The following is a 20,788-nucleotide window of genomic DNA, read 5'->3' on the forward strand; positions in this document are numbered from 1 at the left end:
TCACCGGCGCACAACTCCAGGGTCTTGGGCTGATACAGCGGGCCGATGACGACCGGCGGCGCGCCGACCGTATCCATGAATCGGTTTGACGGCGTGCCGAAAAGGGTGACCGCGGCGACGTGGTTGGCCACGTCGGCCGGCATCGGTTTGGGCACGTCGGCGGCGTCGACCCCGTCGGGTATCGCGGCCGAGGTGACGAAGCCCATCACAGCCGCGCCTTGGGAATACCCGCCGAGCACCATTTTGGTTTTGGGACAGCTGGCCGCCATCGACTCAACATGGCTGCCGGCGTCTCTGATTCCGTTGACTGCTGTCGGAAAGTCGGTGGTGGCAGGGTAATCGACCGCGTACACCCCGAAGCGCTTCGGCCCGACCTTCGACTGCAGGGAATCGATGAATGCCTGCCCGATTGCGCCGACACCCGGTGCCTCCGTGGTGCCCCGGGCGAACACAGCTTCCACATCCGGACAGTCCGCGGCTGACGCGGACGGAATCGAGACGCCCGGTGCAGCCCAACTGATTACGGCAACGACGAAGAACCTTGCGACCAAAGGTGTTGTACGCACGTCTCAGATATTGCCATATCGCTTGGCAGTGCGCCGGACGCGACCCGGGGCGCCGTTAGTACCGCTGGAGCGAGAACGGGTATGACACTGTGCCGCCGGGTGCGCCGCCGCAGCCGGCGTCGAAAGTGGAATCCACCGAACCGGCCAAGGTCACCGCGTCCCATGAATAGGTGTCGTGCGAAGGCAGGAAGGTCACGACGCAGCGCACCCCGTCGGGTACGTCAACCACCATCGTGTAGCGACCATTCGCGAGGTGGGCATCCGCATCCCAAGGCACCGCCTGGCCATTGGGCCTCGGCGTGCCCTGCACATGGACGCAGTCCGGCTCGTGGTAGCGGCATGGCCTGACCTCCCAGAGCCAGGAGTGACCGGGATCCCGGTTGGTCTCGACTTCGTAGTTGCCGATCAGCATGCCGGCTGCGGCGGTCGGCGCGAGAGCTATCGCGGCCGAGGCCAGCGCGACACCGACTGCGACGGTCTTCGGGGTGTGCACGGGTTCGACTATAAGGTCCTGACATTGCGCAACGGGCCGGAATCAGCCTGGCGGCGTCCAGGCGATCGGCAGGGTCTTGATGCCGTGGATGAACGGCGACAGCAGCCGGGCGGGCTCCTCGGTGGCGACGACGTCGGGTATCTCGCGGTGCAGTTCCTCGAACATGACCCGGATCTCGCGGCGAGCCAGGTTGGCTCCCAGGCAGAAATGGGCGCCGCCGCCACCGAAACCGACGTGCGGATTGGGATCGCGGGTGACGTCGAACCTCCACGGGTCGGCGAACTTCGATTCGTCGCGATTGGCCGAGCAATACCACAGCGTCGCCTTGTCGCCGGCGGCCATCTTGGTGCCACTCAGTTCGAAGTCGCGGGTGAGCGTGCGTCGCATGTAGATCACCGGCGATGCCCACCGCACAATCTCTTCCACCGCCGCGTGCGATACGCCGTCGAAGTCGATCCACCATGTCTGCCGTTGCTCGGGATAACGCGTCAACGCGAGCAGGCCGTGGCTGATCGCGTTGCGTGTCGTCTCGTTACCCGCGACCGCGAGCAGAATGAAAAACGATGCAATCTCGGCCGAGGTCAACCGCTCGCCGTCCACCTCCGCCTGCACCAGGCTGGTGGTCAGATCGTCATGAGCGTTGCTGCGACGGTCTTCGGCCAGGGCCGTCGCATAACCACCGATCTCCATCGACACCTGGGCGAACTCTTCGAAATCGGTTGTCAGGTCGGGGTCGCCGAAGCCGAGAATCACGTTGGTCCAGTGGAAGATCCGTTGATGGTCGTCCTCGGGGATCCCCATCATGTCGCAGATGACCTGCAACGGCAGCGGCCCGGCCAACTCGCTGACCGCCTCGCCCTTGCCGTCTGGATGAGCGGCAATCATCGACGTGACCAGTCGGTGCGCCCGTTCGCGCACCGATGTCTCGATCCGGGCCACCACTTTAGGGGTGAACGCCCTGCTGACGATCGACCTCAACCGTTGGTGTCGTGGATCGTCGAGCACGATCATCGAGCCGAAGAACTCGGCGACCTCCGGCGGCTGGTCGTTGATCGTGATGTTGGGACTCGAGCTGAAAACCTCCGGGTGACGGCTGGCGTAGAACACGTCGTCGAGTCTGGTCAGCGCCCAATGCCCGGCGCCTTCGTCGAACCCCTCCGTGACGGGCTCGGGCCAGAACGAGATCGGCGCTTCACGGCGCAGCGTGGCAAAGGCTCCGTCGCGCAGATCGTCGTCGAGTTCCCAGAAGTCCCAGGTGCCTAAATCAATCTCGGCGAACGGAACCTCGGGCGGCGCCGTGCCGTTAACGCGAGTCGCAATGCCCATGTCGACCGTCCTCGTCGTTGAGCGCGCTTTAGAGGGGACTATGGGCGCGAGCCTAATACTACGCTTGGCGTATTACGTCAGACGTACTAAAGTTGACGGGTATGGCACGCGGCCCCCGACCGGCCCGAAGGCCGGCCAGAAGAAATGACCCGGGCGTACTGATCATGACCAGCCTGGCCTCGGGCGCCAAGCACGGCTACGCGCTGGCCCGCGATATCGAGCGATTCGCCGGCGTGACGTTGGGACCCGGAACGCTCTACGGCGCGATCACTGCACTGGAAGAGCACGGCCTGATTGAACCGGCGGGCCAAGACGAGCGGAGACGCCCGTATCGGTTGACCGCGGCGGGACGGGCCGAGCTGACTACCGCGGTTCGCAGCCTGGGGGCAATTGCGATCGAGGGGGCCCGCCGACTAGGGATTGCGTTGCCCGCGCCAAACCCGGGGTGGGCGCAGTGAATCCCCGCGACGTCAGCGCCGTCCTGCGCTGGTACCCCGGCGCTTGGCGCCGCCGATACGGCGAGGAGTTGATCGCCATGCTGGACGACACCTACGGCAAAGACAAGCTTCCGCGGCGGGTCCGGATGTCGCTGCTCCGATCGGGCCTGATTGAGCGAATTCGCTTGTTGCGCAAGTATTCTGGTACTTACATCGGTTACAGCATCGCCTGCGCCATCGTGTGGGCCGTCATCTTGGCCTCGGTATGGACGTACGCGGGCGACGCCACCTGGCACACGTTTGTGGTGTTCTTCGGAGGCTGGGCGATCGGTTGGCTATCGGCGAGCATCGCCCGCATCGTGTATCCACCGCCGAAACCACGCAGACCCGCGGTCTAAGCGTCAGTGCCAGCAGACGGTGCGGGCAGGCGCCCCGTTCGCGGTCGCCCGGCTGACCACCTTGCCGTCGACCAGGATCGTGCACGTCACCGAGCCGGGGCCCTGCGCGCTGACGAGATACTCCTCATAGCCGAACGAGGTGAACTTCGTCGTCCACGGCAACGGCACGTTCGCCTGCTGAGTCTGGCCGGTGGGTGTCTGAAACGAAATGTAGTCCGCCACAGGCGCACTGCCGCTGAGCTGATAGGTCACCTGGGGCAGCGGGCCGGTCGCGTTCGCCACGCCGCAGACTGACATCGAAATTACGGGAGCGGTCAGCGCCGTGTTCAAGACCCGGCGCCGCACACGTGATGGTTGGCTGGTCATGGTCACTCCTGGGCACATGGTGTCACTCTGGTGTACCCATGGGTACGTTTTCCCAAAAGTCAACTCCCGGTTGAACTGTCGTTGAACTGATGTCAGATAAGAGTCGTAGAGGCTAGTGATGACCGAACAACCTGAGGGCTCCGAACGCTCGGGGCTTGCCCGACCGAGCAGGCGCGACGTGCTAGCCGGCGTCGCTGTTGTTGCAGCCTTCCTGGCGGCGGACCTGGGCGCGCTGCTTCACGCGAACAATTGGATAGGTCCCGCGAGGTTGACGCCGGGGGTCTTCCTCGACGGCTTTGCCAAGGTGTTCGGTCGAGCGCCCGGGTTCCGCAAGAACCACGCCAAGGGTGTCGCCGTCACCGGCTACTTCGACAGCAACGGCAACGGCCGCGCGCTGTGCAAAGCAGCGGTGTTCGCGCCCGGTCGCACACCGGTGGCCGGACGGTTTTCGTTGGCGGGCGGCAATCCGCATGCCAGTGATGTGTCGTCGACCGCGCGCGGGCTCGGCCTGGCGTTCGGATTTCCAGGCGGAGAGCAGTGGCGGATGGCGACCCTGAATCTTCCAGTCTTCCTTGATAATTCACCGCAAGGCTTCTACGACCGGCTGATCGCCTCGGCGCTGGTGCCGGGGACCGGCAAGCCCGACTCAACGGCGATGGCGCAGTTCCTCGCCGCACATCCGGAAACTGCGCGGGCCATGGACATCGTCAAACAGCATCCGCCCACGCCCGGCTTCGCCGACAGCGTCTACCGCGGGTTGAACGCCTTCTACTTCGTCAACGAATCCGGTTCGCGAGCACCGGTGCGATGGTCGTTGACCCCGCTGCAGCAGGCGCTGCCGCCCTCGTCAGGGCCGAACGCGTTGTTCGATCCACTGGTCCGGCAGCTGCGGGCCGGCCCGCTGCGCTGGCGCCTGGTGCTCACCGTTGGCACCGCGGCCGATCCGACGCACGACGCGACACTGCCCTGGCCGGCCGATCGCCGCAGTGTCGAAACCGGGGTTGTCACGCTCGACTCCGTCGAAGCCGACGCGAAAGGCAACGCTCGTGACATCAACTTCGATCCGCTGGTGCTGCCCGCCGGCATCGAGCCGTCCGACGATCCGCTGCTGTCCGCGCGATCGGCGGTCTACGCCGCGTCGTATCGGCGCCGCACCGGCGAGAGAACGCTGTGACCGGCCGCTACCCGGTGTTGACCCGGGTGCTGCACTGGTTGACAGCCGCGCTGGTGTTCTGCGCGTTGTTCATCGGCTTCGTCATGGTGAACTCGGTCGGCGAATACGCAGGGCTGGTCATGATTCACCGGACACTGGGCGTGACCATCCTGGCGGTGGTGCTGGTGCGCCTCGTCAACCGGTTGACCCATCGCGCTCCACCACTGCCGCCGACGGTCGGCAGGCTGGAACGCAAGATCGTGGTGGCCTCCGAGGTATCGCTGTATGCGCTGCTGCTGATCCAGCCGCTACTCGGCTGGGCCATGGTTTCAGCCGCCGGGGGACCGGTCGTCGTGTTCGGCTCACTTCGCCTGCCGCGTATCGCCCCATTCGACGCGCAGTTGTTTTGGCTTTTGCGACAAGCTCATTCGATCGTCGCGTACGCGTTGATGGCCGCTATCGCCGCACACATATCCGCGATCCTTCTGCACACATTGACGTTGCGCGACCGGATGATCGAGAGGATGACATTCCAGTTTCACCCGAACGATGACCGCACCCGCTTAGGGTGAACCCAGGGGTTGTCGATCGGAAGGTGACGGATGGCTAAGCGGGTCGTGATTTGGGGTACCGGGTTCGTCGGCAAGATGGTGATCGCCGAAATCCTCAAACATCCGCTGTTCGAATTGGTCGGCGTCGGCGTCAGCAATCCGGACAAAGTCGGTCGCGACGTCGGCGAGATCTGCGGGCTGGCCGGACCGGTCGGCATCACCGCCACCGATGATGTCGACGCGCTGATCTCGCTGCAGCCCGACGCGTTGGTGCATTACGGTCCCACCGCGGCGCACGCCGACGACAACATCGCGCTGATGACGCGTTTCCTGCGGGCCGGGATCGACGTGTGCTCGACGTCGATGACGCCGTGGGTCTGGCCGACGATGCATCTCAACCCGCCCACCTGGATCCAGCCGATCACCGAGGCCTGCGAGTTGGGCGAGTCGTCGTGTTTCACCACCGGCATCGACCCGGGCTTCGCCAACGACCTGTTTCCGATGACGCTGATGGGGGTGTGCTCCGAGGTGCGCACGGTGCGGGCATCCGAGCTGCTCGACTACACCAACTACGAGGGCGACTACGAAAACGAGATGGGCATCGGACGCGAGCCCGAATTCCGCCCGATCCTGGAAAACCGCGACGTGCTGATCTTTGCCTGGGGCGCCACCGTGCCGATGATCGCGCACGCCGCCGGCATCATGCTCGACGAGATCACCACGACCTGGGACAAGTGGGTCACACCTGACGAGCGCAAGACGGCCAAGGGCATCATCCCGCCGGGCCACGTCGCCGCGGTCCGGTTCACCATCAACGGGGTTTACCAAGGCCAGACCCGCATCCAGCTCGAGCACGTGAACCGCATCGGCCTCGACGCCGCCCCGGACTGGCCCGCCGGCACCAAAGACGACGTCTACCGGGTGGACATCGAGGGCACGCCGAGCATCTCCCAGGAGACCGCATTCCGCTTCACCGACGGCTCGGGACGCGACGCAGCCGCCGCCGGATGTCTGGCCACCGGGATGCGCGCGCTCAACGCGGTGCCGGCCGTCAACGAACTCTCGCCGGGCTGGGTCACGCCGCTTGATCTGCCGCTGATAGCGGGCGCCGGCTCAATCCGCTGACCAGCAGAATCGTGGCGACCTATAAATTGGTGGCCGATGCGCGCGGATTGGACGACATGGCTGACGTAGGACGGTCGGCGTTAGGCCTTTCGGTGGGGGCCACCAACTTGGCGGCGGTGACCGCTGAGCGGGCGATGACCCGCAGGCCGGTGTTGACCCTGTATCGGCAGCGGCCACCGGAAGTTGGTGTGCCGTCAGAGAACCCGATGCTCAACGAGCCGGGGCTGGTGATCAGCGACTTCGTTGACAAGGTGGGCGACCCGGACGGCATCGTCGCGGCCGACGGGACGACGCACCGCAGCGAGACGCTGGTCGCTGACGCGCTGCGGGCACTGTCCTACGCCGCAACAGACGGACGACCGATGCCGGATATGGTCGCGGTGACCCACCCTGCGCATTGGGCGCCGACGGCTGTCGACACGGTGCGCGTCGCGTTGAGCCGGGTAGCCGAATGGTCGGATGGCCGGTTGACGCTGCTATCGGACGCCACGGCAGCGGTGATCGCATTGCAGGCCAACCCGGGGGTGCCTAACCGCGGCGTCGTCGCCGTCTGCGATTTCGGAGGAACCGGAACCACGCTCGCCCTCCTCGACGCCGCCAACGGCTACCAGGCAGTCGCTCCCGCCGTGCGGCATGGTGGGTTCTCCGGCGACCTGATCGACCAGGCGCTGCTCAACCACGTCGTCACCGAGCTGTCGTCGGCCGGTTCGTTCGACACGGCGGCCACCTCGGCTATCGGTTCCCTGGCTGGACTGCGCAGCGCCTGCCGCCGCGCCAAAGAAGAACTGTCGTCGACCGTCGCGACCACGCTGACCGCCGATGTGCCGGGATATCGCGGCGAGATCCAAGTCGCGCGCGCCGAGCTTGAGGACGCGATCCGCCAGCCGCTGGACGGCTTCCTGGCGGTCGTTCATGAAACGTTGCAGCGCAATGGAATTCGAGCAGAGAATCTCGCCGCAATCGCCTTGGTGGGCGGTGGCGCAAGCATCCCGATCGTCACGACGACGCTGTCGGAGCGGCTGGGCGCACCGATCATCACGGCACCGCGGCCGCACCTGACGGCCGCTATCGGTGCGGCATTGCGAGCCGGACGCGGCCCGGCCGCCGGGGAGACAGCGTTGGCCCCAACGGCGGCCGGAATGGCCGCCGAGGCCGCGACAATCTCGGATCTTGCTGTGGAACCCACCCCGGTACCGGCGCTGGCCTGGTCGGAGGCCGACGACGACTCCGGAATCATGCCGATCCGCCCCGGCGAATACCCAGAAGAGGGTGGCGGCTCCGGTCTGATAGCGGCACCGCCGCCGGCGGCATTCGATCATGACGCCCGACCCGCCGTGGCCGGCCCGGTTGGCGACCCCTGGTACCGCCGGCCCGCAGTGGTGATGGTCGGGGCCGCTCTGGCGGTGCTGGCCATCGGCGCCGCGGTGTTGATTACCCTGCGTCACACCTCCGGCAGCGCTCCGAGCACACCCAACCCCAGCGTGAGCACGACAACCGCACCGACCAGCCAGGGATCCTCGGATGCGACGGACAGTCAGACGTCGGCGACCAGTGCGCCGTCCTCGACCAGCTCGGATACCGGGACACCGTCGTCGACAACCACCCAAGCGCCGACGACAACGACGACGACCTCGCAAGCGCCCACGACGACGACCTCAGCGCCGACGACCACCCAAGCGACCACGACAAGCCAGGGGCCCCAGCGCCCGCCGTTCGGCGGATTCCCGCGGTTCTTGCCGCAACCGCAACCGGGCTCCCGGTAAAGCGACGATCAGGCGTTCTCGGGTTCGCCTTCGTGCTGGTCGGCGTTTTCCTCTTTGCCCTCGTGCTCGTCTTTTTCTTGTTCTTTTTCTTTTTCCTGCTGCTCTTCCTTGCCGAACTTGGGATTGCCCTCGTCGTCAAGCCACTCGGTGACCGCGACGCCGGTGATGGTCTTGTTGGTGCCGGGCATCACGGATGTCGGGCGATCATCGTCGTAGGCCTCCTGCATCTTGCGGACTTTTTCTTTGCCCTCGTCGCTGAGTTCGAACTCTTCTGAGGAGGTGTTCTCTTCCTCGCCGGTGTCTTCACTGTTGGTTTCATCGTCGTCTGCACTCATAGACGACGGGCTACCCGCTTATGCGACGGGCCCAAACTGCGCGGACGGGGTTAACCCGTCGAGGGGTAGCTGACTCCGGTTATTTGCTCGGAAATCTCCCACAGTTGCCGGCAATCGGCGTCGTTGCGAGCACGTGCGGGCACCTTGGCGGTTGTCACGCCGCCGCCGGCGGCCTCGTAGATGCCTTGCGGACCGTAGAACGCGCCACCCTTGGCCTGCGGAGACGTCGCCGCGTAGAGCGCCGGAAGGATGCCTTCGTCGATCTCCTGCCACAGGAACGGTGTCAGCCGCCACGACAGTTTGTAGAGCCGCTCCATGGTCGATGGTTTCGACTGGCCGTGCGACGGGCCGCTGATCTGCAGGTTGGTCTTGGTCAAGCCGGGATGCGCTGCGTTGGAGAGGATGCCCCAGCCGGCCTGGCTGCTGCGGCGGTTCAACTCGCGGGCGAACATCAGCACCGCCAGCTTCGATTGGCCGTAGGCCGACATGGCCGAATACGACTTCTCGAACTGCAGGTCGTCGAAGTGGATCTTGCCGCTTTGTCGCGCGGCGAGGCTGCTCAGCGAAACCACCCGCGCGTGGCCCGCCTTGCACAACAGCGGCAGCAGGTGCGCTGTGAGCGCGAAGTGCCCGAGATGATTGCTGCCGAACTGCAATTCGAATCCGTCGGCGGTGGTGTCGCGTTTCGGCGGAGTCATCACCCCGGCGTTGTTGATCAGGATGTCGATCGGGCGGCCCTCGGCGTTGAGTTGCTCGCCCAGGGCTGCGACGCTGGCCAGTGACGACAGGTCGAGGGGTTTGATGGTCAGCTTCGCGTTCGGAACAGTCGCACGGATCTCGTCGATCGCGGCCTCGCCCTTGGCGCGGTTGCGGATCGCCATGACAACGTCGGCGCCCGCCGCGGATAGCCGACGGGCCAAGCCGAACCCCAGGCCGCTGTTGGATCCGGTGACGACAGCCAGCTTCTCGGACAGATCGGGCACAGTGGCGACGAGCTTGGTGGCCATGGATATCACTCCTCAATCGGTGCGAGTTCCGTTTCACAGTGTCACACTGCGTCAATGACTAGCAGGCGGCTCGCAAAAATTTCGCTGGCACTCGCGATCATGTTGCTGGTCGGGTCGGTCGTCGGCTTCGTTGTCACCCTCGTGCTCAACGCATTCGTCTTGGACAAGTTCAACGCCTACGGCGAGGTGCCTATCCCGGGCTCGGCCACTCTCCATCTTCCCGCCGGGGAAGCCACCGTCAGCTTCCACACGGTGACCATCGGCAGCGTTTCCGGCGGTGGGCTGCCGGTGCCAAAGCTCGGGTTAGACATCGATCCGCCGCTTGGTGTTGCCGTGCCAACGGTTACTGAAAGTTATGGCAGCTCAACCACAGTCAACAATGATGCTCATCGCCGGGTGTGGGTGGTAAAGGTTCCCGCCGAGGGCGACTACAAAATCACCACCGACGGGCAAGTCAACGGATTCATCAGCCCCCAACTGGCGTTCGGTCACGGCGGTGCCAGCTCATCCGGCTCGTTGGTGGGGATATTCGCCGGTCTCTTCGTCATCGGCCTGATCGGTACGATAGCCGCACCGATTTGGCTGTCTCGCACCCGACCCTCAACCGTGCCGGTCTGGCAACCTATGGGTGAGCCGTCGCAGTCATCAGTGGTGACCACAACGCCAGCACAGCTACCGACCGACGAAGGTGTCAGAATCGAGCAGCTCAAAACCCTGACGGCACTGCGGGATTCCGGGGCGCTGACCGAAAAGGAATTCGAGGACGAGAAGCGCAGAATTCTCGACGGCCGCTAGTGGCCTCGAGCCACCCATTCGTCGTAGTGAACGATCTCGTCGCCAATGCTAGTGGTGTCGCCATGGCCGGTATAGACGACCGTGGGGTGAGGAAGCTTGCCAAGTCGCCCCGAAATCGACTCCAGGATGGTCGGAAAGTCGGAAAACGACCGCCCGGTTGCCCCGGGCCCGCCGGAAAACAATGTGTCTCCGCTGAATACGGCATCCAGGCCGGGGGCGTACCAGCAGACCGAGCCGGGGGAGTGTCCGGGGGTGTGCAGCGCTCGCAGCTCGGTGCCCGCGACACTCAGTGTGTCCCCGTCGGATACCGCACGAAAGTCTTTGTCCGGATGGGTCATCCGCCACAGCACATCGTCGCCGGGATGTAGCAGCACCGGCGCATCGAGCGTCTTGCCGAGTTCGGGCGCTACGGTCACATGGTCGTTGTGGCCGTGTGTGCATACCACTGCCACCACATTTCGCCCGCCGACGGCAGCTACGATCGGCGCCGCCGTGTGCGCGGCATCGAAGACCACGACGTCGGAATCGTCGCCGACGATCCAGATGTTGTTGTCGACTTCCCAACTGCCACCGTCGAGTTCGAAGGTGCCATGGGTGACAATCCTTTCTACGTGCTGATCGGGTCCGGTCATTACAGCATCACCACCGAGCGCAGCACCTTGCCGTCGTGCATCTTGTGGAACGCCTCCTCGATATCGCCGAGGCCGATGCGTTCAGAGACGAACTTCTCCAGCGGCAACCGGCCCTGCAGATATAGTTCGATCAACGTGGGGAAGTCGCGTTCGGGCAGGCAGTCGCCATACCAGGACGATTTCAATGCGCCGCCGTGGCTGAAGAAGTCAAGTAGCGGCATGTCGATGCGCATGTCTGGTGTCGGAACACCCACCAGCACAACGGTTCCCGCAAGATCGCGGGCATAGAAGGCCTGCTTCCAAGTTTCTGGTCGCCCGACGGCGTCGATGACAACGTTGGCGCCGAACCCGTCGGTGAGCTCCTGGACCGTCTTGACCACATCGAGGTCACGGGCGTTGATGGTGTGCGTGGCGCCGAACTTACGGGCCCAGTCCAGTTTGGTGTTGTCGGTGTCGACGGCGATGATTCGTCTCGCGCCGACCAGCGCTGCCCCGGCGATCGCGGCGTCGCCGACGCCACCGCAACCGATCACGGCGACCGTGTCGTCACGGCTGACTGCGCCGGTGTTGAGCGCCGCGCCCAGGCCTGCCATCACCCCGCAGCCCAGCAGGCCGGCGACCGCCGGGTCCGCCGCTGGGTCGACCAACGTGGCTTGGCCGGCGTGCACCAGCGTCTTGTCCGCGAACGCTCCGATCCCGAGCGCCGGCGTCAGCTCGGTGCCGTCGGTGAGCGTCATCTTCTGCTCGGCATTGAACGAGTCGAAGCAGTACTGCGGGCGGCCGCGTTTGCAGGCGCGGCACTGCCCACACACCGCCCGCCAGTTCAGGATCACGAAATCGCCTGGCTGGACCGCTGTTACGCCTGGGCCCACCGATTCCACTTTGCCCGCCGCTTCGTGGCCGAGCAGGAACGGATACTCGTCGTTGATGCCGCCTTCCCCGTAGGTCAGGTCGGTATGACAGACGCCGCACGCTGTGACGTCGACGACGACTTCGCCCGGGCCCGGGTCGGGGATCACGATGTCCACCAACTCGACCGGTTCGCCCTTTTTTCGTGAAATCACGCCGCGCACTGTCTGACTCATGGGCTTCAACCTAGCGCTTGGTCGGTAGGCTTCTGCGCGATGGCCGCACTTGACGCACTCGACGACTGGCCGGTTACGGCGGCGGCCGCAGCGGTGGTCGGACCATCGGGAGTGCTGGCCAGCCACGGTGACACCGGACGGCAGTTCGCGCTGGCGTCGGTGACCAAGCTCCTGGTGGCGCGGGCCGCGCAGATCGCGATCGAGGAAGGCGCCGTCGACCTGGATACCGCCGCCGGGCCGCCCGGGTCGACGGTTCGGCATCTGTTGGCCCATGCCTCGGGGTTGGCGATGCACTCCGATGGGACGCTGGCCAAGCCTGGCACCCGACGGATCTACTCCAACTATGGCTTCGAGGTGCTGGCCGAGACGCTGCAGCGGGCATCTGGGATCGAGTTCGGTCGCTACCTCGCCGAGGCGGTGTTCGATCCGCTGGGAATGAGCAGCAGTCGGCTCGACGGCGGTGCGCAGGCCGCCGGCTTTGGGGCGACATCGACGGTGGCGGATTTGGCGGCCTTCGCCGCTGACCTGCTGAATCCGGTCACGGTATCGGCGCAGATGCACGCCGAGGCGACGGCCGTACAGTTCCCCGGCCTGAACGGCGTGTTGCCCGGATACGGTCAGCAACGGCCCAACGACTGGGGGCTGGGCTTCGAGATCAGGGATTCCAAAGCACCGCACTGGACCGGCGGTAAAAACTCGGCGCGCACCTTCGGCCATTTCGGCCAATCAGGCACGTTGACCTGGGCAGATCCGCAAGCCGGGGTCGCCTTGGTGGTGCTCACCAACCGCGATTTCGGTGACTGGGCGCTGCCGCTGTGGCCGGTCCTGGCCGATTCCGTGATATCGGAGTGCGTCGCGGACTAGCGCAACAGGGGTCTCACGAGGCACAATAGACACGCAAGACACAAAAGCATCAGCACCTCCCTGCTCGTCGGGCTCACCAGGTCGTTGGGGAAGACGTCCCTCGTGGAGCCGAAGGAGCAGCAGATGCGTGCGTCAAACCAGTTCGCCGACGTGACGACCGGCGTGGTGTATGTCCACGCCTCGCCCGCCGCGGTGTGCCCGCATGTCGAGTGGGCGTTGGCAGCCACTTTGGCGACACCGGCGGCCCGCCCCAACCTGAAGTGGACCCCGCAACCGGCGATGCCCGGGCAATTGCGTGCGGTCACCAACTGGGTGGGCCCGGTGGGCACCGGCGCCCGATTGGCCAACGCTTTGCGTTCCTGGTCGGTGCTGCGGTTTGAGGTCACCGAGGATGCCAGTCCCGGCGTCGACGGGCAGCGGTTCAGCCACACGCCCCAGCTGGGCTTGTGGAGCGGAGCGATGAGCGCCAACGGCGACGTGATGATCGGCGAGATGAGGCTGCGAGCGATGATGGCCGACGGCGCCGACGCCTTGGCCGCCGAGCTGGATTCGGCGCTGGGCACGGCTTGGGATGAGGCGTTGGAGGTGTATCGCGACGGCGGTGACGGCGCCGAGGTCTCCTGGCTCAGCCGCGGCGTGGGGTAAGCACCCGCAGAGCGCCGGAGACCGCCGATATCTCAGCAGGCAGCGCGCAGGCATACTCGCCGTCGGCGTAAACATTGATGCCCGCCGAGTCCACGTCGACGGATTTCGCGCGCGCCGTTGTCACTTCGTCGAGGCCGATGTGGGTGCCCTTGTAGACGGTGGGGAACAACCGGATCAGCCGGCTGCGCGACGCCGAGTGCACCATGGTGATGTCGAGTTGGCCGTCGGCAGGGTCGGCGTTGGGGCAGATCCGCATTCCGCCCCCGTAGCTGCGGGTGTTGCCGAACGCCGCGAGGGTGAGGTCGGTGACGATCTCGTCGCGTCCATCGAGCTTCAGCCGGAACGGCAGTAGCCGCAGCTGCGACAGCTCGGCGATCATCGCCAGGTTGTAGCGCATCCGGCCGCGCGGCCAACGCATCCGGTTCGCTCGATCGGTTACCAGCGAATCGAACCCTGCGGCCGCGACGGTGCCGAACCACTTGATGACACCTTCGCGGTCGCGGATGCGGCCCAGGTCAACGGTTTCGGTCCAGCCGTCCGCGACGACGTCGGCGGCGGCAACGGGATCCTTTGTGGGCAGCCCGAATCCGCGGGCGTGATCGTTACCGGTGCCGGCGGGAATGATTCCCAGCGGAATATCCGTGCAGGCCAAGGCTTGTAGCGCGTCGGAGATCACGCCATCGCCGCCGACGACAACCAGTGCGTCGGTGCCCTTTTCGACCGCAGCGTGCAGCAGGCGGCGGGCGTGCTCGGCATCGCTGCCGACGATTGCCACCACGTCGATGTCACGCTGCTGCAGCCGCTCAACCGCGCTTTCGGCGGCGTGCGGTGCGTTTCCGTGTCCAGATGCCGGATTGGTCAGCACGGTCACGCGGCCGATTTCGCGCTTGGTCATTGTGCGCCGCTCCTCCTCATCACATGCTCTCCATCGTCGCGGCGCGCAGTCACGGAATCAGCTTGCCCGGATTGAGAATTCCGGCGGGATCCAGTGTCGATTTGACCGCGCGCAACACCTGCACGCCCAATTCGCCCACCTCATCGCGCATCCAGGGGCGGTGATCGGCGCCGACCGCGTGGTGATGGGTGATCGTCCCGCCGGTGGCCACGATCGCATTGCAGACAGCGGTTTTCGCGGCGCGCCATTGTTCAATCGGGTTTCCGCGTTGCCCAGCGACAACGGTGAAGTACAGCGAAGCGCCGGTGGCATACACATGCGAAATGTGGCACAACACCAGCGCCGGCGTACCGGAATCAGCCAGCGCGGCGGTCAACGCATCGGTGACTGCGGTTTTCAGCGCCGGGATATTCGACCACTCGGTGGCCGTCTCCAGCGTCTCGCAGAGCGCGCCGGCGGCCAGCAGCGAGTCACGTAGGTACGGTGCACCGAACCGGCCATGCTCCCAGGCCCGGGCCGGGGCATCACCCAACGACGTGCCGCCCGCGGCCGCCATCAGCTGCCGGGTTTCGGCGTGCCGGCTTTCGGTGTGGGCCGCCGTGCCCTCGAACACGGTGATCGCCAAACAGCCGCCGGTGATCTGGGTCTCGCCGATCGCCTCGGTGGTGGCCAGGTTGACGCCGGTCTCGGCTTCGTCGGACAGCCGGATCACCGTCGGCCCTGCGCCGGTTTGGGTGACGGCGCGCAGCGCGGCGGCCCCGGTAGCGAAGTCGGGGAACGACCACGCCTCGTAGCGGGTGACCTCGGGCTTCGGATGCACCCGAACCCGCACCCGGGTGATGATGCCGAAGACGCCCTCCGACCCCATCAGCAGTTGCCGCAGGTCCGGACCGGCCGCCGACTGCGGGGCGCGACCCAGATCCAGCACGCCCGCGGGTGTAATGACGTGCAGGCCGCGAACCATCTCGTCGAACCGCCCGTAGCCGGCGGAATCCTGCCCCGACGATCGGGTCGCGGCATAACCACCCAGACTGGCGAATTCAAAGCTCTGCGGAAAGTGCCCCAGCGAAAATCCGTGTTCAGCGAGCAGCTGCTCGGCCCGCGGGCCGGTGACGCCGGCGCCGAACTCAGCCTCGCCAGACACCGCGTCGAAATCGAGCAGTTGGTCGAAGCGCCGCAAATCCAGTGACACCGCAGCGCTGAATTCCCCGCGGATGGGGTCGAGTCCACCGACCACGCTGGTCCCGCCGCCGAACGGGACGACCGCGATGCCATGCTGCGAGCAGTACCGCAGGATCGCGGCGACCTCGTCGTCAGTGCCAGGCAACAACACCGCATCGGGCGCTTCTTGCGCGCCGGAGTCCTTGCGTCGCAACAGATCCAGGGTGGACTTGCCGCCGGCGTGCAGCAGTCGGTCGCGGTCGCCGACTCGACAGTAGTCCGGCCCCACGACGGCGGCCAGCGCCTCCCGGTGGACCTCCGCCAACTCCGACGTGCGCAGCTTCACCTGATCCGCGTCAAGTTCGGCGGAGGGGGAGTCCGTCACCCCCAGGGCCTGCTTCAACAACGAGCGGATTCCTTCGGAGACGGGTTTGGCTTCCTGCGGGTCACCCCACGCATTCCACTTCATCGGGGGTAGCAACTTTTCTGACATGCGTTACAGTATTACATATGCTGTCAATCAGTAACGCCCCCGTGGAAGACCGCATCCTGACGGCCGCCGCGAGCTGCGTGGTCGATTTCGGAGTTGAGCGGGTGACGCTGGCGGAGATCGCGCGACGTGCGGGGGTGAGTCGTCCGACCGTTTATCGCCGCTGGCCGGACACTCGGTCGGTGCTGGCTGCGCTGCTGACCAGCCACATCACCGCCGCGCTGGATGTGGTGCCGCTCCGCGGAAGCGGTCGCGCTGCGCTGGTCGACCGGGTGGTGGTGGTGGCCGAACGCCTTCGGCACGACGAACTGGTGATGGCGGTGCTGCGTTCGGAGCTGGCGCTTGTCTACATCGCCCAGCGACTCGGCCGCAGCCAGCAGATGCTGATCGACGCGTTCGCTGACGATCTGCGGGCGGCCCAACGCGACGGCAGCGTGCGGCCCGGCGACCCGCGCCGGCTCGCCGCGATGGTGCTGCTGATCACCCAATCGACCATTCAATCCGCCGAGATCGTCCGCCCGATCCTGGACGCCGACGCGCTGGCCGCCGAACTCGCCTACTCGCTGAACGGATACCTTTCATGAACTCGAATGCACTGAACGCTGCGCGCCGCACCGCCGACCTGACTGCGCTAGCCGATGGCGAGTCGATCGACGTCGTCGTGATCGGTGGCGGCATCACCGGCACCGGCATCGCGCTGGACGCGGCGTCGCGCGGCTTGCGAGTTGCGTTGGTGGAAAAGCACGATCTCGCCTTCGGCACCAGCCGGTGGAGCTCCAAGCTGGTGCACGGCGGATTGCGCTATCTGGCAACTGGCAATGTCGGAATCGCCAGGCGCAGCGCTGTCGAACGCGGAATTCTGATGACGCGCAACGCTCCTCATCTGGTTCGGGCCATGCCACAACTGGTCCCGTTGCTGCCGTCGATGGGACGAATGGAGCGGACGTTGGTGCGAGCCGGCTTTCTGGCCGGCGACGTGTTGCGTAAGACGGCGGGTACACCGGCGTCGATTTTGCCCGGCTCTCGCCGCATCTCAGCGGCGCGCGTCGGCGAGCTGGCGCCGGCCGTTCGACGCGAGGGTCTGGACGGTGGACTGCTCGCCTACGACGGGCAACTGATCGACGACGCCCGACTGGTCGCCGCCGTCGCGCGTACCGCAGCGCAGCATGGGGCCCGAATTTTGACCTATACCGCCGCATCTGACGTCTCTGGGACGTCGCTGCGGCTAACCGATCAACGTAGCGGCGAGTCGTTTGAAATGTCCGCACGCGCCGTCATCAACGCCACCGGGGTGTGGGCGGGCGAAATCGACTTGTCGCTGAAGCTGCGTCCAAGTCGCGGTACGCACCTCGTGTTCGATGCCGCTGCCCTCGGCAATCCCACAGCGGCACTGACGATTCCGATACCCGGCGAGCTCAACCGCTTCGTCTTCGCGATGCCCGAACAGCTCGGACGGATCTACCTTGGACTGACTGACGAAGAAGCACCGGGACCCATTCCTGATGTGCCACAGCCGACTCCGGCCGAGGTGAAGTTCTTGCTCGACGTCGTCAACACTGCGCTGGGAATCACGCTGGACAGTTCCGATGTGGTCGGTGCATATGCCGGGCTGCGGCCGCTGATCGACACCGGAGCCGGCCGCACCGCGGACGTGTCACGCAACCACGCCGTGGTCGAGTCACCCTCCGGGGTGATCAGCGTGGTCGGTGGCAAGCTGACCGAATACCGGCATATGGCACAGGACGTCCTCGACCGGGCAATCGAATTGCGTGGCCTGGAAGCCGCCCCGTGTCAGACCCGAAACCTGCCATTGGTCGGCGCGCCGGAAAATCCGGGGTCGCCCGTCGCACCGATGGCGGGCTTGCCGGAGTCGCTGGTGCTCCGTTACGGGGCCGAGGCGGCCAATGTCATCGCCGCCGCCACATGCGAGCGGCCGGCCGACCCGGTGGCCGACGGGATCGATGTGACCCGGGCCGAATTCGAGTACGCCATCACCCATGAGGGTGCGCTGACCGCCGACGACATCGTGGATCGTCGCACCCGGATCGGCTTGGTCGCCGCCGACCGTGAGCGGGTCGTCGACGTGGCCGAAGAAGTTTTGGCGCACTTCAGCTGAGGCGGGCGCGATACTATGAAACGGAACTAATGCGTATCGGCTAAAGGTGGACTCATGGAGCTGGAGAGCGGCCAAGCGGTACCGGCCTGGCGCCCGGCGCGGGGCCAGGGGCGCCTCGATCGGTCGCTGGACGCATCCATCCTCGATGCGGCGTTGGCTGGTGTGGCTGAACAGGGCTATGACCGGTTGAGCATGGACGACATCGCCTCCCGGGCCGGGGTGGGCAAGGCCGCGATATATCGTCGCTGGCCGTCGAAGGCTGTGGTGGTGGCCGATGCGATCGCTCACTGGAGACGGCGACTCGGACCACTCGAGCCGCCGAATAACGGCAGCCTTCGTGGCGACATCGAGGCGCTGGTCGCAGCCGTTCCTGAGCTGAATGACGCTGAGCTGCATACTATTCAGGTCATAGTGGGGGTGGCGACGGCAGCGATGCACAATCCCGTGCTGGCGGCGGCGTTGGACGACCTCGTGCTGTCGGCACCGCGACATGTGGTCCGTGCGGTGCTAGACCAGGCAGTGGCTCGCGGGGAGATACCGGCCGGCCGTGATCTGAGTCTGATACCCGATGTCGCCTTGGGTCTCAACGTGCTGCGGGTGATGACCGGGAAGCCGATCGACCGGGTCTATGTCCGGCGGGTGCTGGAAGATGTGATCTTGCCGCTCACTGCCGCGCCAATGCACTAGCAGTTGCGTGTTGCAACCGAAGGTGCCACCCTGGCTCTAGACGGAACTAATTAGTTCCGTCTAGAGAGGGGATCGTGATGACCACCACGCATGTCCCGGTACTGATCGTTGGCGCCGGCGCCGGCGGCCTGACCACCTCGGCGGTGCTGGCCGAACGCGGCGTTCATTCGCTACTGGTCGAAAAGCGTGACGAGGTCTTCATCTATCCGAAAGCGCGCAACCTGAGCTTCCGCAGCCTGGAGATCCTGCGCGAGCTGGGATTGGCCGACGAGGTGCACGCGGTAGCCGATGGTGTTACGGCCATGCTCGGGAAGCCGACGCTGTGCAGCACCGAAGAATGGGAAGCCTTCGATGCTGACGCGCTCTTCGCGCCCTTCGAAGGACTGAGCCCCGAGCCTGCCGGGCAATACTGCCCACAGAGCGCATTCGAACCGATGCTGCTAGCGCACATCCGTCGACAGCACAGCCAGGTGCGCTATGGGACCCAGTTGGACTCTTTCGAGCAAGATGACTCGGGTGTCACGGCCATAGTGCGACAACGGGATTCGGGGACATTGGAAACAGTGCGCGCCGACTATCTGGTCGCCGCCGACGGCGTGCACAGCCCGATCCGCGATGCGTTGGGCGTGCCGACGTCGGGCTACGGGGCATTGCCAATCTATGTCGTATTCATCTACTTTCGGGCGCCGTGGCGAAAGTTCGTCCCTCAGCTCTGCGACGGTGACGCCGTTCAAGTCAAAAACGCCGATGTGGACGGCATATTTCTGACGGTACGCGAAGACTTCGGCATGTTCATCACCACGTACTTCCCTGGCAACGGGGAGACCGCGGCTCAGCTCACCCCCCAGCGATGCCACGAGATGCTGACAAAAGCGATTGGTGAGCCTATCGACATCGAAGTCATCGATGTAGCGCCGTGGCAGCCGTACGAGCGGGTGGCCGACCAATTCCAAAGTGGCCGCGTCTTTCTCGTCGGCGACTCGGCCCACACCATGCCCCCGTTCAAGGCCGGCGGAGCCAACACCGCCATCCAGAGTGCGCACAACCTGGCCTGGAAGCTGGCCGCCGTCTTGAACGGGACAGCCGACCGAGCATTACTGGCCACCTACCACACCGAGCGATACCCAGTGGGACGCTTCAATGCACGACAGTCGCTCACGGGGCCAGCGCTAACGTTCCTGCGGTTGGACGACAACCATCCAAAATTGCCGGCGGATGAAGAGGCGCCGATGTTTGCCCTGCTCATCGGATACCAATACCGCTCGGCCGCAGTGATTTCCGATGGCCCTGCCACCGCGGATTATCAACGTGTGTCGCTGGTGGAGGAGTTGCGAGCACAACCCGGTACCCGCGTGCCCCATGCCTGGGTGCACGACGACGGCCGACGGATTTCCACGCTCGACTTAGTCGGACCCGGCTTCACGCTCTTCACCGGTTCCTCCGGCGCACCTTGGGTAAGCGCAGCCGATGCAGTGTCTGCCACGCTGAAAGTCCCGATCAGCGCGCACAGCATCGGCCCGGACGCTGAAGTACGCGATTTCGAGGGTCGATGGGCAGAACTGACGGACTTGTCGCCCGACGAGGCGCTGCTTGTGCGTCCCGACGGCTTCGTCGCCTGGCGCACCGGCGGCCTGCCGACATCACCGGAAGATCGCCTCGGCCAGGTCCTATGTCAGATTCTCGGCCGCGAGCAATGACTGAAACGGTGGCCTGCTTGGGCTCGAGCACCACGGCGTCGAGGGGAACTTACAAGTGGATCGACGAGCTGGAGAAGCGGCCGCAAAATCGTCGATTCCGGTTCGTCAACTTCGGCGTGGGCGGGGATCTCTCGTTCAACACCGTCGGAGTCCTCGGCCGAGTAGTCGCCGTGCGGCCGCAGCGGGTGATCATCCTCATCG

The 20,788-nt window shown here is 65.5% G+C and carries 24 protein-coding genes; 14 read left to right on the forward strand and 10 right to left on the reverse strand.

The window, feature by feature from the left end:
- The 3 genes from WB785_RS04450 to WB785_RS04460 all read right to left on the reverse strand — a co-directional run.
- On the reverse strand, window positions 1–566 hold a 566-nt coding region (locus tag WB785_RS04450), incomplete at its 3' end, for a cutinase family protein (RefSeq protein WP_424077480.1).
- A gap of 55 nt (window positions 567–621) precedes the next feature.
- Entirely contained in the window at window positions 622–978 is a 357-nt protein-coding gene (locus WB785_RS04455) for a hypothetical protein (protein WP_424077501.1), read from the reverse strand.
- Window positions 979–1,101: 123 nt separating this feature from the next.
- Window positions 1,102–2,385 (reverse strand): cytochrome P450, encoded by a 1,284-nt coding sequence (locus WB785_RS04460; protein WP_424077481.1) that lies wholly within the window; start codon window positions 2,383–2,385, stop codon window positions 1,102–1,104.
- A gap of 101 nt (window positions 2,386–2,486) precedes the next feature.
- On the opposite strand from WB785_RS04460, the gene WB785_RS04465 reads away from it, so the two are divergent.
- Entirely contained in the window at window positions 2,487–2,843 is a 357-nt protein-coding gene (locus WB785_RS04465; protein WP_424077482.1) for a PadR family transcriptional regulator, read from the forward strand.
- Window positions 2,840–3,220, forward strand: coding sequence for a hypothetical protein (locus WB785_RS04470; RefSeq protein ID WP_424077483.1), 381 nt, complete (start codon window positions 2,840–2,842; stop codon window positions 3,218–3,220). Before WB785_RS04465 ends, WB785_RS04470 begins: the two co-directional genes overlap by 4 nt.
- Window positions 3,221–3,223: 3 nt before the next feature.
- Here the strand turns inward: WB785_RS04470 and WB785_RS04475 are convergent, their stop codons facing one another.
- Window positions 3,224–3,586 carry an MmpS family transport accessory protein gene (locus WB785_RS04475; protein ID WP_424077484.1) on the reverse strand — a complete coding sequence of 121 codons (363 nt, stop codon included), beginning with the start codon at window positions 3,584–3,586 and terminating at the stop codon, window positions 3,224–3,226.
- A 118-nt stretch (window positions 3,587–3,704) separates the two neighbouring features.
- On the opposite strand from WB785_RS04475, the gene WB785_RS04480 reads away from it, so the two are divergent.
- From WB785_RS04480 to WB785_RS04495, 4 genes are read left to right on the forward strand one after another with little or no spacing between them, the layout of a single operon-like run.
- Window positions 3,705–4,760 (forward strand): catalase family peroxidase, encoded by a 1,056-nt coding sequence (locus WB785_RS04480; RefSeq protein ID WP_424077485.1) that lies wholly within the window; start codon window positions 3,705–3,707, stop codon window positions 4,758–4,760.
- Window positions 4,757–5,311, forward strand: coding sequence for a cytochrome b (locus WB785_RS04485; protein WP_424077486.1), 555 nt, complete (start codon window positions 4,757–4,759; stop codon window positions 5,309–5,311). Before WB785_RS04480 ends, WB785_RS04485 begins: the two co-directional genes overlap by 4 nt.
- 30 nt (window positions 5,312–5,341) lie before the next feature.
- Window positions 5,342–6,415 (forward strand): dihydrodipicolinate reductase, encoded by a 1,074-nt coding sequence (locus WB785_RS04490; protein ID WP_424077487.1) that lies wholly within the window; start codon window positions 5,342–5,344, stop codon window positions 6,413–6,415.
- A gap of 56 nt (window positions 6,416–6,471) precedes the next feature.
- Window positions 6,472–8,178 carry an Hsp70 family protein gene (locus WB785_RS04495; protein WP_424077502.1) on the forward strand — a complete coding sequence of 569 codons (1,707 nt, stop codon included), beginning with the start codon at window positions 6,472–6,474 and terminating at the stop codon, window positions 8,176–8,178.
- An 8-nt stretch (window positions 8,179–8,186) separates the two neighbouring features.
- Here the strand turns inward: WB785_RS04495 and WB785_RS04500 are convergent, their stop codons facing one another.
- Both WB785_RS04500 and WB785_RS04505 read right to left on the reverse strand, forming a co-directional pair.
- The gene (locus WB785_RS04500) at window positions 8,187–8,513 is read right to left on the reverse strand and encodes a hypothetical protein (RefSeq protein WP_424077488.1); all 327 of its coding nucleotides are present in this window, start codon (window positions 8,511–8,513) and stop codon (window positions 8,187–8,189) included.
- A 50-nt stretch (window positions 8,514–8,563) separates the two neighbouring features.
- The gene (locus WB785_RS04505; RefSeq protein WP_424077489.1) at window positions 8,564–9,520 is read right to left on the reverse strand and encodes an SDR family oxidoreductase; all 957 of its coding nucleotides are present in this window, start codon (window positions 9,518–9,520) and stop codon (window positions 8,564–8,566) included.
- A 54-nt stretch (window positions 9,521–9,574) separates the two neighbouring features.
- Here WB785_RS04505 and WB785_RS04510 point away from each other — a divergent pair, with 54 nt between their 5' ends.
- Window positions 9,575–10,315 carry an SHOCT domain-containing protein gene (locus WB785_RS04510; RefSeq protein ID WP_424077490.1) on the forward strand — a complete coding sequence of 247 codons (741 nt, stop codon included), beginning with the start codon at window positions 9,575–9,577 and terminating at the stop codon, window positions 10,313–10,315.
- Here WB785_RS04510 and WB785_RS04515 read toward each other — a convergent pair.
- Together WB785_RS04515 and WB785_RS04520 are read right to left on the reverse strand one after the other, a co-directional pair.
- Complete coding sequence (locus tag WB785_RS04515; RefSeq protein ID WP_424077491.1) at window positions 10,312–10,947, reverse strand: MBL fold metallo-hydrolase; 636 nt, start codon at window positions 10,945–10,947, stop codon at window positions 10,312–10,314. The two genes, WB785_RS04510 and WB785_RS04515, sit on opposite strands and share 4 nt — an antisense overlap.
- Window positions 10,947–12,032, reverse strand: coding sequence for an S-(hydroxymethyl)mycothiol dehydrogenase (locus tag WB785_RS04520; protein WP_424077492.1), 1,086 nt, complete (start codon window positions 12,030–12,032; stop codon window positions 10,947–10,949). The genes WB785_RS04515 and WB785_RS04520 overlap by 1 nt, the downstream gene beginning before the upstream one ends.
- Window positions 12,033–12,071: 39 nt before the next feature.
- Between WB785_RS04520 and WB785_RS04525 the strand changes: the two genes are divergently transcribed.
- Entirely contained in the window at window positions 12,072–12,896 is an 825-nt protein-coding gene (locus WB785_RS04525) for a serine hydrolase domain-containing protein (RefSeq protein WP_424077493.1), read from the forward strand.
- Between the two features lie 123 nt (window positions 12,897–13,019).
- A complete protein-coding gene (locus WB785_RS04530) occupies window positions 13,020–13,541 on the forward strand; it encodes a DUF3145 domain-containing protein (RefSeq protein WP_424077494.1) in 522 nt (173 codons plus the stop codon).
- On the opposite strand, the gene WB785_RS04535 is transcribed toward WB785_RS04530, so the two are convergent.
- Window positions 13,522–14,436, reverse strand: a complete 915-nt coding sequence (locus WB785_RS04535; protein ID WP_424077495.1) for a diacylglycerol kinase — start codon at window positions 14,434–14,436, stop codon at window positions 13,522–13,524. The two genes, WB785_RS04530 and WB785_RS04535, sit on opposite strands and share 20 nt — an antisense overlap.
- Window positions 14,437–14,485: 49 nt before the next feature.
- A complete protein-coding gene (locus WB785_RS04540; protein WP_424077503.1) occupies window positions 14,486–16,066 on the reverse strand; it encodes an FAD-binding oxidoreductase in 1,581 nt (526 codons plus the stop codon).
- 41 nt (window positions 16,067–16,107) lie between these two features.
- Between WB785_RS04540 and WB785_RS04545 the strand changes: the two genes are divergently transcribed.
- From WB785_RS04545 to WB785_RS04565, 5 genes are all read left to right on the forward strand, one after another.
- Window positions 16,108–16,671 (forward strand): TetR/AcrR family transcriptional regulator, encoded by a 564-nt coding sequence (locus tag WB785_RS04545; RefSeq protein ID WP_424077496.1) that lies wholly within the window; start codon window positions 16,108–16,110, stop codon window positions 16,669–16,671.
- On the forward strand, window positions 16,668–18,203 hold the full coding sequence (locus tag WB785_RS04550; RefSeq protein ID WP_424077497.1) for a glycerol-3-phosphate dehydrogenase/oxidase: 1,536 nt from the start codon (window positions 16,668–16,670) through the stop codon (window positions 18,201–18,203). Before WB785_RS04545 ends, WB785_RS04550 begins: the two co-directional genes overlap by 4 nt.
- A 54-nt stretch (window positions 18,204–18,257) precedes the next feature.
- A complete protein-coding gene (locus WB785_RS04555) occupies window positions 18,258–18,890 on the forward strand; it encodes a TetR/AcrR family transcriptional regulator (protein ID WP_424077498.1) in 633 nt (210 codons plus the stop codon).
- A gap of 77 nt (window positions 18,891–18,967) precedes the next feature.
- Window positions 18,968–20,587: an FAD-dependent monooxygenase gene (locus tag WB785_RS04560; RefSeq protein ID WP_424077499.1), complete on the forward strand. Its 1,620-nt coding sequence runs from the start codon at window positions 18,968–18,970 to the stop codon at window positions 20,585–20,587.
- A partial coding sequence (locus tag WB785_RS04565; protein ID WP_424077500.1) for a hypothetical protein occupies window positions 20,584–20,788 on the forward strand: 205 nt, incomplete at its 3' end. The genes WB785_RS04560 and WB785_RS04565, both read left to right, overlap by 4 nt.

Source organism: Mycobacterium sp. (genome assembly GCF_049585075.1).
In the GTDB taxonomy this organism is placed as follows: domain Bacteria; phylum Actinomycetota; class Actinomycetes; order Mycobacteriales; family Mycobacteriaceae; genus Mycobacterium.